Below are 12,369 nucleotides of genomic sequence, written 5' to 3'. Positions count from 1 at the left end.
GGCAACTGGAATAGATAGGTTGTGCTGTCTATGAAGGGCTTTGTTTGTCAGGTGGTGCTGACATGCAAAGTGCCTTTTTTCTTTTTCTCAACATTTTAAGGACAAAAAACGATTGCAACATGTCACAATCGCTAACCTCGGAGAAAAAGGAATTTTTCTCCAATGGCCATTTCGATAACCTGTTGTGTGTTTCGAAACATTCAGAACGGTGGTGCGTTCTTTCAGTGCCTAATTATCCAATTCGTTTCTTGTTCCTCTATTTACAGTATACTGAATGGAAGCCTATTCTGCAATGATAGAATCAGGTTCCTGTGATTAAATAACATAAAAAATGGGCTCCTTATTATAAAGAAAAATAACAAAAGAAATTTTGAATATTGACGTTTTTTTTAGGTACGTTATGATAAACGAGAGGTGATTTTATGTTAAAAACGCAAATTGTTGATTATTTACGCAATCAAACAGCTTTTTTTGAACCATCTTTAGTCAGTGAAATTTTCACAGCAAGCAATATTGCAACGACATTTTCTATCAAACGAAATACAGCTAGTCACTATTTAAATCAGTTAAACGAAGAAGGGATTCTAGTTAAGATCAATACACGACCAGTTTACTTTTTTCATAAAGAAGCGTTTCAACAACAAAACTATCTTTTAAAAAGAACTGTTTATCAAAGTTTCCAAGAAATGATCGATGAACAGCCTGTTTTTGATCGCAAAAGTGATTTTTTTCAGTCGGTCATTGGTTATCGCGGTAGTTTAGCCCAGACCATCGAACAATTAAAAATGGCAGCGCTTTATCCTGGCGGTGGCTTGCCTGTCTTAATTACAGGTGAAAGTGGTACGGGTAAAAGTTTTTTAGCATCCTTATATTATCAGTTTTGTCTTTCAAAAGAACTACTTGACGATTCAGCACCTTTTGTGACAGTTAATTGTGCGCAATATGCCAACAATCCAGAGCTTTTAACTAGTCAATTATTTGGGCATCTTAAAGGCGCTTTTACAGGAGCAGATTCCGATAAAATTGGGGCCTTTCAAAGTGCAGAAGGGGGCGTTTTATTTTTAGATGAAGTTCATCGTTTGAGTCCTGAAGGGCAGGAAAAATTGTTTACATTTTTAGATCAGGGTATCATTTATCGGATGGGTGAAACCAATCGGCCCATTCCTGTTACGTGTCGGTTGTGCTTTGCCACAACTGAAGAAATTTCTAGCACCTTTTTAACGACATTTTTAAGACGAATTCCTATTCAAATTAAAATCCCAAGTCTTGCTGAACGCACTCAAGCGGAAAGAAAACAATTAATTATGCGAGCATTTTATGAGGAACAGCAAGCTATTCAAAAAGCAGTTACTATCACGCCACAAGTTATCCAACTTTTAGAAAATCACCATTATGTAGGCAATGTAGGTGAATTAAGAAATAATATAAAAATTATTACTGCACGCAGCTTTGCCGCCAATCTTGATAAACGTGTTATTCCAATCACTTTACACGATCTACCGAAAGAATTTCTGGATCAATCAATCAAACTAGCTCCTGATGAAAATGAATTGCCTATTCGTTTAGATGAGCAAACAAATCTGGTTAGTTTGTTAGAGGAAACAGAGCTTGCGCAAAGAAGAATTATCCAGAGTTATGAACGAATCCTTCGTCTTTATGTCTCTCACCATCATCATCTTTCCACTGCCAATAACGACATCTCGAAAGAAATTGAACGCTTATTCGATGATTTATTATTTGAAAAGAAGCGAGAGAAAAATCACGAAATGCTATTGTTTATTACGCAAAATATCCGTCAATTATTGGAAACGATTGAATCGTCTTATCAAATTCGGTTTAATGGCAGTTTAGTCTATGCATTAAGCACCTATCTGTTTCAACGAAGATGTATTGATTGGTTTCCAGAAAAAGAACCTACAACAGTCATTGACGAACTTTTAACAGAAGTTCAAACCAAATTAACAACTAGTTATGGCTACGCTGAACAACTGTTAACTTTAGTGAAACGTTCATTAGATATTGAACTATCCCAGATGGATCGAATTATTGTCACCATTTATCTTCACTCTTCGGGTTCAGTAAAGGAAAGTCACTATCCGAAAGCGGTGATTGTTGCCCACGGATATGCCACAGCAAGTAGTATTGCGAATGTTGCAAATCGGCTGTTAAATGTGCCAATTTTTCAATCGTTTGACATGCCGTTAGATGTTACTCCCAAAAAAATTTCCGAACACTTAATTCACTATATGGAACGTCAAGAAACGAGGAATGGTTTAGTAATTCTTTTTGATATGGGTTCATTGAAAGAAATTTATCAGTATTTTCCGGCAGAAGAAGAAGGTCCTTTTTTATTAATGAATAATGTGACAACAAGCTTGGCTCTATCTATAGGAGAAGCCATTAAAGACGAAGTTTCTTTTGAAGAATTGCCCCAAAAAGCGTTAACGGTTCATCCAAATGAATGGGAAATCATATTACCTGAAAATAAAACGGAACGTGTCATTTTAACAACGTGTAGTACCGGAATTGGCACAGCCGTTAAAATTAGAGATTTACTTGAAAAAAGTTTACCTGCGGAAGCACAATTAAAGATTATTCCTTGTGAGTATAATCAATTACGTAATGCAGAGTCGATCAAAGAAAGTTTTCCAGAATATGAGATTGTCGGCATCATCGGTACAAACAACCCGTCTTCAAATGACCTCCCGTATATCTCTTTAGAAGAGTTGATTGCAGGAAAAGGAATTACGACCCTTTTAGAATGGACAAAGAGAGAATTAACTAAAGATATGCTGTCCTATGTAAATCATGAGTTGATTCGTAACTTTTCATTAGACCGGGTCATTCAATCAGTGACGATTTTAGATACAGAAAAAATTATTCGACAAGTAGAAGTCTTTTTAATTCAATTAGAAGAGCGGTGGCAACAAACGATTCAAAATGATCGTAAATTGGCGGTATATGTCCATGTCAGTTGTTTAATTGAACGATTAATCCGGAATGAACCTATTGAAAATTATAATGGCGCCGAACAACTAAAGCAGTGTCAAAGAACGGTCTTGCAAGAGTTGAAAGAGGCGTTTAGTGTCATTGAAAAAGTTTATAGTGTCAATATACCTGAATCGGAGCTTTTTTATGTTTATGATGTGTTGTTTGGAAAAACGGAGTTTAACAACGCAGAAAGCGATTTTTAAAATAAAAAGGAGGGAGTGCCACTTTTTTGGCACTCTTTTTGCTATATAAAGAAGTAAGTGAGGTGAAGAAAATGGAACGTAAAATTATTCTGGCAACACATGGTAATTTCGCTGCAGGGATTCAGACATCATTAGCTTTAATTTGTGGTGAAACAAAGAATGTGGAATGTCTTTGCGCTTATATGGAACAACCTTATGATTTAGCCAAGACGGTCAAAGACATTTTAAAGAACAATCAACAAAATGAATTAATTGTGATTACAGACCTATTTGGCGGAAGCGTGAATAACGAATTCTTTAATTATGTGGGGAAACAAGCAATGCATTTAATTTCAGGATTAAATTTAGCAACGTTAATTGAAATATATACCCAAATAAATACTGTTGATTCATTAGTTGATTTAGTAAAACGTGCCGTTGAAAACGGACAAGAAAGTCTTTGTTATTGTAACGAGTTATCTAGTAAAGAAATTTTAGAAGAAGAATTTTAGGAGGAAATGAAATGATTAAATTGTTAAGAGTCGATCATCGCTTGTTACATGGTCAAGTGGCTTTTTCATGGACCCAAGGCTTAGGCGCCGATTGTATTTTAATCGCAAATGATGACGTACCTAAAAATGATATTCGAAAAACAACCATTAAGCTAGCTAAACCAGCAGGAGTAAAACTGGTCATTAAAACGATTGAAGATGCGATTGCCGCACTAAAAAGTGGTGTTACAGAAAAATACAAACTTTTTATTGTAGTTGAGAGTGTGGAAGATGCTTATCGATTGGCTACTGCTTATCCAGAAATAAAAGAAATTAACTTAGGAGGGATGAAAGTAAGGGAAAATACTCGAAACATTTCTAAAGCAATTAATATTACGCCGGATGAAGAAAAAATGGTTAAAGAATTGGTCGCAAATGGTTGTGAAGTTGAAATTCGACAAGTCCCAAATGACAAAAAAGTAGCAGCATTAAATGTCTTGTAGAAAGGAGAAATACAAATGATAGGACAAGCGATTCTTTTAGGTTGCATCGCTTTTATTGCGCAGTCGGAATATGCTTTAGGAACCTCGTTGCTTTCAAGACCAATTGTAACCGGTTTATTTGTCGGAATTGTATTAGGTGATGTCAAAACGGGCGTAATCATGGGTGCGACCTTAGAGTTAGCTTTCATCGGTTCTTTTTCAGTGGGCGCATCAATCCCACCTGATGTAGTGACTGGTGGGATTCTTGGTACAGCGTTTGCTATTACTGCTGGCGCAGGAACAGAAACAGCCTTAGTCTTAGGCTTGCCAATCGCAACGTTAACGTTGATTCTTAAAAATATTTATTTGGGTTTGCTCATCCCAATCATGAGTCAAAAAGCTGATCAGTATGCTGAAGAAGGAGCATATAAAGGGGTGGAGCGCATGCATTTACTTGCAGGCTTTGGCTTATCGTTCATGCTAGCGCTCATTGTAACTATTTCATTTGCCGTGGGCAGCAACACCATTAAAGGCTTACTTGATCTGATCCCTGAATTTATTCAACATGGGTTGTCTGTTGCAACGGGGATTATTCCAGCGCTAGGATTTGCGATGCTTGCACGCTTACTGATTAACAAACAAGTGGCGCCATATTTCTTTTTAGGCTTCGTCTTAATGGCCTACTTTAAGTTACCTGTAACAGGAGTAGCAATTTTGGGTGCCATTACAGCAGTAATTGTTGTGAATATCATGAATTATGCCAAAGGAAAGAATGAAACAATACAAACAACGAGTGGGGAGGTAATTGATGATGACGAAGACTTCTAAAACTAAGACAGAAAACTTAATTACAAAAAAAGAACTTAATCAAGTCTTTTGGCGTTCATTTCAAATGGAATTTTCATGGAATTATGAACGTCAGATGAATATGGCTTATGTCTATGCCATGATCCCTATTTTAAAGAAATTATATCCTCAAAAAGAAGAGATGGCGGCAGCTTTAAAACGGCATCTTGCTTTCTTTAATACTACGCCGCATATTGTGACGTTTATTTTAGGAATTAATGCTGCAATGGAAGAAGAAAATGTTCTGGACGAAAATTTTGAAGTTGGAACAATCGATAGTATTAAAACCTCGTTAATGGGACCTTTAGCTGGTTTAGGTGATTCCTTTTTCTGGGGAACCTTACGCTTGATTGCAACAGGTGTTGGAACTTCGTTAGCTTTACAAGGGAATGTGTTAGGGCCAATTCTATTTTTACTCATTTTTAACGTCCCCCATGTGATTGTTCGTTATTTACTGAATCGTTGGGGCTACAAATTAGGAACTGGTTTTCTCAAAAAGATTCAAGCAAATGGCATGATGGAAAGTCTCACATTAGGCGCTTCAATAATTGGCTTGATGGTGGTAGGTGCTATGACCGCCTCCATGATTGATTTAACTATCCCGATTACAATCAGCGGAAGTGGCAAAAATGCAGTCACGGTTCAAAGTATCTTTGACGATATCATGCCTAAATTATTACCGCTTGCATCTTTTGGTTTTGTTTTTTATTTATTGAAAAAAGAAGTAAAACCTTTAGCGATTTTAGGTGGCATGGCAATTGTCGGAATTCTTGGCTCATTAATTGGTCTATTTTAGGAGGCAAAATATGAAAACGATGCTGGATTATATAAATGAGGAGCAAGCAGCTCTAACTCAGATTCTTAACCAATTTCAATTAACTGATACAGACGTTTCAAAAGTCACGCACTGTCTAATTTTAGCAACTGGCTCGTCACATAACGCTTGTCAGGCGGCTAAAGTTTACCTTGAAGAAGTGGCGCCTATTTATGTGGAAATCCAAGAGCCGTTCAATTTTGCTCATTATGGCAAAGTGGATGATCGGTTTGATCTGGTCGTAGCGGTTTCGCAAAGTGGTAAAAGTACTTCAACAATTGATGCCATTGCAAAAATTAAAAACCAAACGTCTGTAAAAACAGTGGCCTTGACAAGTGATGTCACCAGCCCGATTACGGAGGTTGTGGATGAAGTCCTGGATTTAAAAATGGGGCTTGAAACAGTTGGTTTTGTCACAAAAGGCTATACGGCAACACTTTTAAATTTATTTCTATTTGGTTTGAAACTGGGCTATCAAAAGCATCAATTAACAAAAGTAGAGGTTGGAGAAGAATTAGCAAAACTTGCCAAAGCAATTCAGGAAATCGATTCGGTGATTTATAAAACCGAACAATTTTGGCAAAAAACGAAAAAAGAATTAATAGAGGGGACACGATTTATCGCAATTGGTTATGGGCCCAATATTGGTACGGCAAAAGAGTTTGAGACGAAGTTTACAGAAACAGTTCGCTTACCTTCACAAGGATTTGAAGTCGAAGCCTATATGCATGGGCCTTATCTTGAAGCGGATACTACACATCTTTTGTTTTTTATTGAAAATCAAAGTCCTATTCAAGCACGTAGCCAAGCCTTGAAAAACTATCTAGCCAATTATGTTGGTCAATGTTACACAATTACAACGCGTTCAACGAGAGCATCAAATACGTTAGAGTTAGCAAGTGATGTCGAAGAAAAAATTAGTCCTTTATTATTAGTTATTCCATTTCAATATTTGGCGTATCAAGTAGCTACAAGTAAAGGAATTGATTTATCTCAACGGATTTTTGATGATTTTGATTGTGTCCTAAAAAGTAAAATAGCAAAGAAAGAGGGAAATCAGCCATGTTAAAATTTAATGAAGAACAACAAATCAAAGACATACGAGGTGCCTTAGCCTTGCGTTCAGATGTTGAAAAAGTTGTTGATCAAGTTTGGACGAAAGGATTTGATGCGGTTTATTATTTAGGAATCGGCGGTACTTATGCTTCAGCCATGCAAGCAGTTACTTATGCGAATGGAAAAAGTAATTTACCAATCTATGTTCAACATGCTGCTGAGTATTACACAACAGGCAATAAACGTTTAACAGAAAAATCATTCGTCATCTTGTCTTCCGTTACTGGGACAACACAAGAAGTGGTGCAAGCCGTTCAAGAAATCAAAAAGGTCGGCGCAACGTTATTTGGTTTTATCGATGCAAAAGACAGTCTTTTAGCAGATTTATGTGATTATGTGGTGACTTATCCAGCTCCAGGAACTGAGCAAATCAAGTTCTTTATGGTAGCTGATCGTTTAATGCAAAAAAACAACGAATTTACAGATTACGAAAATTATTACCAAGAATTGGAAGAATATTTGCCTACAGGTTTAGCTGAAGCCGAAAAAAGTGCCGATGCGTTTGGCTTAGCTTTTGCGGAAAAACATCGTCATGATAGCATTCACTATTTTATTGGCGCAGGGAACCAATGGGGAGCGGTCTATTCTTATGCAATGTGCTATTGGGAAGAGCAAAGTTGGCTTCGCTCAAAATCAATTCATGCAGCAGAGTTCTTACATGGAACGCTAGAAATTGTAGATGAAACTACGCCAGTAACGTTGTTTATTGGAGAAGACGAGCAGCGACCGTTGGCAGAACGAGTAGCAAAATTATTGCCGAAAATCTGTGCCAATTATACAATTATTGATTCGAAAGCGTATGAACTTCCAGGAATTAGTGAAAAATATCGTGGCCGAGTTATTTCATTTCTCCTAATGCATGCGGTAACGCAACGCATTGATGCGCATATAGAAAAATTGAATTGTCACCCATTAGAGATTCGTCGTTATTATCGTCAATTTGATTACTAAGACAAAATAGCCTCTTTTTCCAGCAAGCCTGTGGTAGACTGAAGAGAGAATACTTCAGAAAGTAGGAAAACCAATGACAAAACCGAAAATCTATACAATGACCTTTGCCAGTGTTTACCCGCTATACATCCAAAAAGCAGAACGTAAAAATCGAACGCAAGCGGAGGTTGACGAAATTATTTACTGGTTAACTGGTTATGATGAAAAAGGCTTGCAACAACAATTGGCTCAAAAAGTAACGATGGAAACATTTTTTGAAGAAGCACCCAATTTTAATGAAAACGCCCAATTGATCAAAGGCGTAATTTGTGGCTATCGCGTGGAAGAAATTGAAGATCCTTTAATGCAAAAAATCCGTTACCTAGATAAGTTAATCGACGAGTTGGCCAAGGGAAAAGCGATGGAAAAAATTTTAAGAACATGAAGAGGTCGGGACAGAAGTGTTTAACTCCGAGAAATAAGAAGGAATTTCCGAAAATTGTTCTTTAATTTTTGGAGAATTTCGGCTTATTTCCGAAGGAGTTGCTTCTGTTCCCGCCGTTTATCAGTTTTTGAGCGTGGGACAAAAATTCAAAGTGATTTTTGTCCCACGCTCTTCATGTTCTCTTGTACACGGAATTTAACTATTTCCTGTATTAATGAAAGAGGTAACTCTTGCGTGTAGGGAAATTGAATGGCACCTTTCGAGGTTTTAAAAGGGCGTAATTCTTTGCTGAAACGTTGGATGGCTGATGGCGTAGGATAGAAACCTAAATGTTGCTTGGCCGCCGCAAAATGCACTAAATTGCCATTTAAGTAAAAGGTCGGCATTCCATAAGCGATTTTTTCAGTAGTCTCCTGAGGAACAACCGCTAAAATTGCTTGATAGATTTCTGTTAACTGTGTTTGATGTTGGGGTTGCTGGCGAATATAGTTTGCAATGATGGTCATATAAAAACACCTCCGTTTGTTTCAGTATACTATGTAAAAAATAAAAGGCGAAGAAGATACAAAAAAACCGTCTAGTATTTTTTCTTTACTAAACGGCTTTTAGCTTAAATAACTACCTAAAGGGTCTTGCATGGAAATGTTTGTCACTCCTTAGTTTAATTGTTTTAAGTGTGCAATTGCTTCTTCAATTGTGTGACCAGTTGCTGTTTTACTTTCATTTTTTGCATCAAAAACAATGAAAATATTTTTGTCTGTGTCTAATTGAATACGGTATTGAATGTTTTTTACTTTGTAAGTCATAGTTATTCTCCTTTCATAAAGTACTCTAAAAAGGCGACGATAACTGATAACGAAATTCCATTGTTACTATACCACTGGAAAATTATTTTTGCAACAAATAACATTTTTTCTTTACCATTCCTTAGACTTCTTTGCTAGCTACTTCTTTACATTCTTTTTCAAGAAGCATAAAATAAATACATTACTAGTTTTTGAATAGGAGATCGATGTGAAAAAGAGAGTTGAGAAATTTAGACGATGGCCCTACCGCTATCTTTTGTATGGAATCGGGTTCATCTTATTAATTATTTTTAGTAATTTATATTTGCAATGGTGTCAGAATAACTTGTCTGTTGATTTAGCCTTCAAGTTTGCTTTTTCGTGGCATACGGAAAAGTTTTTCTTAGGTTGTTTTGTGCTAAGCGTTTTTTTACTTTTTTTATGTAGTTTGGCAGGTTCATTAGGAGTTGGCGCTCTTTTATATAGTGTCATAATAGGTGTTTTAGGATTTGCGGACTATCAAAAGATGTTTTATCGTGTCGAACCTATTTATCCAGACGACTTAAAAATGATCACAGAAGTTAGTTTATTAAAAGAAATGGTTGGTTTATGGCCGTTTATTTTTGTGGTTGCGTTAGGTTGTGTAGCACTTTTTTTCTTAGGAAAAGCCTTTTATAAAAGTTTCTTTTTATCGAAGAAAAAACAAACGATTCGTGTGTTAAGTCTTGTTCTTTCGATTGGTCTATTTTCATATATTGGTGATTTTAACAATCCGCAAAATTTGTTACGTAAAGCCTATAATAAAACCGCGTTATGGATTCCTTACAGCCAAAAAATGAATTACTACAATACAGGATTTATTGGTGGTTTTCTATATAATTTAAAAGTAGAGGCTATGGACCAACCAAAGGGTTATTCAAAAGAAGCTATTTCAGAAATTACTCAGAAATATCAAAAGTTGGCCGAGGCAAAACCAGTGCCGAGCAATGAGCAACCAAATATTGTGTTTGTCATGAGTGAAAGTTTTTCAAATCCAGATCATCTGAAAGGCTTGTCCATTATTGGTAATCCTTTAGCTGATTATCAGCAAATCGCTGATAAAACTTACAGTGGCCAGATGCTTTCACAAAACTACGGGGGCGGAACTGCGAATATTGAATTTGAAGCCTTAACAAGTTTTTCGATGGAATTAATGAATGCCCAAATGACTACACCTTATACAATGATGATTCCTAAGATGACGGAATTGCCTTCCATTGTTTCATTACTTAAGGAACAAAAGTACCAAACAACGGCTATTCATCCGTACAATACATCTATGTATAAACGAAAAGATGTATATAAAATTTTAGGTTTTGATCAATTTATCAATGAAAAAACAATGAACTATACAGATAAACTAGAAAATAATCCTTACATTTCAGATCAAGCAGCGTATCAGGAAGTGACGACACTGCTTAAAGAAAAAGAGCAACCGCAATTCATTCATTTAGTTACTATGCAAACACATATGCCTTATGAAAATAAATACACAACGTCCAATTATTTTTCTCAAGGAAACGGCAATCAAGTCGCGCTCAATAATTACTTGCAAGATATTGCCTACAGTAGCGAAGCTTTGAAAAATTTCCTACAAGAAATCGAAAAAATGCCCAAACGCACATTAGTCGTTTTTTGGGGAGATCACTTACCAAGTATTTATGATGAAAACATTCAAGCATTGAATGAAGGGGCAGCCCTTCACCAGACAGAATTTCTAATGTATGATACGGCGAACCAGTTAACAGAAAAAAATCAGCATCAAGCAACTATTAGTCCATTTTATTTTGCTCCCTCACTGTTCCAACAAAGCGGCTTACCGCAATCGGGATTTTACGCTATGCTAAATGAGGTACAAGAACAATTGCCTGCTTTTGAAAAGGGGAATTACTATCTCGGTGGGGAATGGAAAAAAACAGTAGAAATGAATAAAAAGCAAGAACAACTATATGAGGAATACCGACTGATTCAATATGACATTGTTTCAGGGAAGCAATATAGTTTAGAAAATCAATTTTTTAGCTAAAAAAAACACACGAAATATTCGTGTGTTTTTTGATTTTTATTTTAAAGTTTTACGATAAACAATGACATAATAGCTGAAAGCTAACAGGCAAGCAAAACTTAAAAAGTAAAGCGGCAAGACCCAAATGGTACCATTGTGAAAGTAACTAATCAAATAGGTAAAGAAACTAACAAACAAGTAATAGACAAAACTAAAAATCCCACTGGCAGTACCAATCACAGATTCATAGCCTTTTAAGGCCATACTTAAGGCATTGGGCAAAGTAATATTAATCCCTAAGAAAAAGAGAAAAATAAACAAAATAAGACCAATGATTGTTTCAAATTGTGTCATTATTAATAAACAGCAAGCCGCAAAGATACTTAGCAGCAAACCAGCAAAGGCAATTTTTTCCGCTGACCAATATCCTAGCAACCAATTGATAAGAACCGCAGCAAGAATACTAGACACAGCTAAAACTAAACCAAGAAAGCCATATTGGACACTGCTAAAGCCAAAGTGATTGATGAAAATAAACGGGGCTTCTGCATAGTAGCTAAATAATAAACCATTAATGCCACCAATCAATAAGCCGTAGCACCAAACTTTCGAGTCGAAGGAAAGGCGTTTCGCCACGGACCAAAAAGGCGCTTTCGTTAAGGTATTTCCTAAGTGAAAGGTTTCTGGTAAACGATAAAAACTATAGAAAAGTAATAGAACAGCCATGACAATTAAGGTGCTAAAGACATGCTGATAGCCAAAATAGGTTTGAACAAGTCCGCCGACTAAGGGTCCGATGGCAGGAGATAGCGATAGGGCAGCGCTTGTTTGAGCAAAAATTTTCCCTCTTTGAAGATCGTTAAAGCTTTCCCGCATCATCGATTGGGTAATGACAGAACCAACGCTTGCACCAAATGCTTGAATTAAACGGAAAAATAACAGCCAAGGAAATGTTGGACTCAAAAAAAGGCCAATATTTCCAATTAAATAGCATAAAATTCCTAATAACATAGCTGGGCGACGTCCAATCGTATCGGATAAAATTCCCCAGAATAAAACGCCAACGGCAAAGGCAACAAAATAAATACTCATGGTTAATTGTGCCACGCTATCGTGAATGTTAAAAGCAGAACTAAGCGCTGGTAAAATGGGTGTGAAAATCGACTCGCTGATTTGTGGAAATCCCACAAGCAAAATAATAATTAGTAATGATGGGACGGTGTTTCGGGTGTTTTTCATGATT

13 protein-coding genes are annotated in these 12,369 nt (G+C 36.4%); 10 read left to right on the top strand and 3 right to left on the bottom strand.

The window, feature by feature from the left end; translation table 11 throughout:
- Window positions 1-62: 62 nt before the first annotated feature.
- From IGL37_RS08170 to IGL37_RS08130, 9 genes are all read left to right on the top strand, one after another.
- Window positions 63-296 carry a hypothetical protein gene (locus tag IGL37_RS08170; RefSeq protein ID WP_430598838.1) on the top strand — a complete coding sequence of 78 codons (234 nt, stop codon included), beginning with the start codon at window positions 63-65 and terminating at the stop codon, window positions 294-296.
- Window positions 297-422: 126 nt separating this feature from the next.
- Complete coding sequence (locus IGL37_RS08165) at window positions 423-3,194, top strand: sigma 54-interacting transcriptional regulator (RefSeq protein WP_033917898.1); 2,772 nt, start codon at window positions 423-425, stop codon at window positions 3,192-3,194.
- A gap of 71 nt (window positions 3,195-3,265) precedes the next feature.
- The gene (locus tag IGL37_RS08160) at window positions 3,266-3,685 is read left to right on the top strand and encodes a PTS sugar transporter subunit IIA (RefSeq protein WP_002389037.1); all 420 of its coding nucleotides are present in this window, start codon (window positions 3,266-3,268) and stop codon (window positions 3,683-3,685) included.
- An 11-nt stretch (window positions 3,686-3,696) separates the two neighbouring features.
- On the top strand, window positions 3,697-4,167 hold the full coding sequence (locus IGL37_RS08155; protein WP_002357106.1) for a PTS sugar transporter subunit IIB: 471 nt from the start codon (window positions 3,697-3,699) through the stop codon (window positions 4,165-4,167).
- Between the two features lie 15 nt (window positions 4,168-4,182).
- The gene (locus IGL37_RS08150; RefSeq protein ID WP_002357107.1) at window positions 4,183-4,974 is read left to right on the top strand and encodes a PTS mannose/fructose/sorbose/N-acetylgalactosamine transporter subunit IIC; all 792 of its coding nucleotides are present in this window, start codon (window positions 4,183-4,185) and stop codon (window positions 4,972-4,974) included.
- Window positions 4,955-5,788 carry a PTS system mannose/fructose/sorbose family transporter subunit IID gene (locus IGL37_RS08145; protein WP_002384383.1) on the top strand — a complete coding sequence of 278 codons (834 nt, stop codon included), beginning with the start codon at window positions 4,955-4,957 and terminating at the stop codon, window positions 5,786-5,788. The genes IGL37_RS08150 and IGL37_RS08145 overlap by 20 nt, the downstream gene beginning before the upstream one ends.
- 10 nt (window positions 5,789-5,798) lie before the next feature.
- On the top strand, window positions 5,799-6,875 hold the full coding sequence (locus IGL37_RS08140) for an SIS domain-containing protein (protein WP_002409763.1): 1,077 nt from the start codon (window positions 5,799-5,801) through the stop codon (window positions 6,873-6,875).
- The gene (locus tag IGL37_RS08135; RefSeq protein WP_033917899.1) at window positions 6,869-7,873 is read left to right on the top strand and encodes an SIS domain-containing protein; all 1,005 of its coding nucleotides are present in this window, start codon (window positions 6,869-6,871) and stop codon (window positions 7,871-7,873) included. Before IGL37_RS08140 ends, IGL37_RS08135 begins: the two co-directional genes overlap by 7 nt.
- 73 nt (window positions 7,874-7,946) lie before the next feature.
- Complete coding sequence (locus IGL37_RS08130) at window positions 7,947-8,297, top strand: DUF2200 domain-containing protein (protein ID WP_002360043.1); 351 nt, start codon at window positions 7,947-7,949, stop codon at window positions 8,295-8,297.
- 146 nt (window positions 8,298-8,443) lie between these two features.
- On the opposite strand, the gene IGL37_RS08125 is transcribed toward IGL37_RS08130, so the two are convergent.
- Window positions 8,444-8,803, bottom strand: coding sequence for an iron chaperone (locus IGL37_RS08125; protein ID WP_002364154.1), 360 nt, complete (start codon window positions 8,801-8,803; stop codon window positions 8,444-8,446).
- A gap of 150 nt (window positions 8,804-8,953) precedes the next feature.
- Entirely contained in the window at window positions 8,954-9,103 is a 150-nt protein-coding gene (locus tag IGL37_RS08120) for a hypothetical protein (RefSeq protein ID WP_002357118.1), read from the bottom strand.
- Between the two features lie 208 nt (window positions 9,104-9,311).
- Here IGL37_RS08120 and IGL37_RS08115 point away from each other — a divergent pair, with 208 nt between their 5' ends.
- Complete coding sequence (locus tag IGL37_RS08115; RefSeq protein WP_002370980.1) at window positions 9,312-11,147, top strand: LTA synthase family protein; 1,836 nt, start codon at window positions 9,312-9,314, stop codon at window positions 11,145-11,147.
- Between the two features lie 36 nt (window positions 11,148-11,183).
- Here the strand turns inward: IGL37_RS08115 and IGL37_RS08110 are convergent, their stop codons facing one another.
- Window positions 11,184-12,365 carry a multidrug effflux MFS transporter gene (locus tag IGL37_RS08110; RefSeq protein WP_002365813.1) on the bottom strand — a complete coding sequence of 394 codons (1,182 nt, stop codon included), beginning with the start codon at window positions 12,363-12,365 and terminating at the stop codon, window positions 11,184-11,186.
- Window positions 12,366-12,369 lie beyond the last annotated feature (4 nt).

This window comes from Enterococcus sp. AZ119, assembly GCF_050546175.1.
In the GTDB taxonomy this organism is placed as follows: Bacteria; Bacillota; Bacilli; order Lactobacillales; family Enterococcaceae; genus Enterococcus; species Enterococcus faecalis.
The sequence above is the reverse complement of the archived record's forward strand: the minus strand, read 5'-3'. Positions and strand labels throughout refer to the sequence as shown.

Bases quoted from the DNA above. Each gene is read 5' to 3' on its own strand.
- IGL37_RS08165 (WP_033917898.1), top strand. From the start codon at position 423: ATGTTAAAAACGCAAATTGTTGATTATTTACGCAATCAAACAGCTTTT.
- IGL37_RS08130 (WP_002360043.1), top strand. From the start codon at position 7,947: ATGACAAAACCGAAAATCTATACAATGACCTTTGCCAGTGTTTACCCG.
- IGL37_RS08150 (WP_002357107.1), top strand. From the start codon at position 4,183: ATGATAGGACAAGCGATTCTTTTAGGTTGCATCGCTTTTATTGCGCAG.
- IGL37_RS08110 (WP_002365813.1), bottom strand. From the start codon at position 12,365: ATGAAAAACACCCGAAACACCGTCCCATCATTACTAATTATTATTTTG.
- IGL37_RS08125 (WP_002364154.1), bottom strand. From the start codon at position 8,803: ATGACCATCATTGCAAACTATATTCGCCAGCAACCCCAACATCAAACA.
- IGL37_RS08160 (WP_002389037.1), top strand. From the start codon at position 3,266: ATGGAACGTAAAATTATTCTGGCAACACATGGTAATTTCGCTGCAGGG.
- IGL37_RS08140 (WP_002409763.1), top strand. From the start codon at position 5,799: ATGAAAACGATGCTGGATTATATAAATGAGGAGCAAGCAGCTCTAACT.
- IGL37_RS08170 (WP_430598838.1), top strand. From the start codon at position 63: ATGCAAAGTGCCTTTTTTCTTTTTCTCAACATTTTAAGGACAAAAAAC.
- IGL37_RS08135 (WP_033917899.1), top strand. From the start codon at position 6,869: ATGTTAAAATTTAATGAAGAACAACAAATCAAAGACATACGAGGTGCC.
- IGL37_RS08145 (WP_002384383.1), top strand. From the start codon at position 4,955: ATGATGACGAAGACTTCTAAAACTAAGACAGAAAACTTAATTACAAAA.
- IGL37_RS08120 (WP_002357118.1), bottom strand. From the start codon at position 9,103: ATGACTTACAAAGTAAAAAACATTCAATACCGTATTCAATTAGACACA.
- IGL37_RS08155 (WP_002357106.1), top strand. From the start codon at position 3,697: ATGATTAAATTGTTAAGAGTCGATCATCGCTTGTTACATGGTCAAGTG.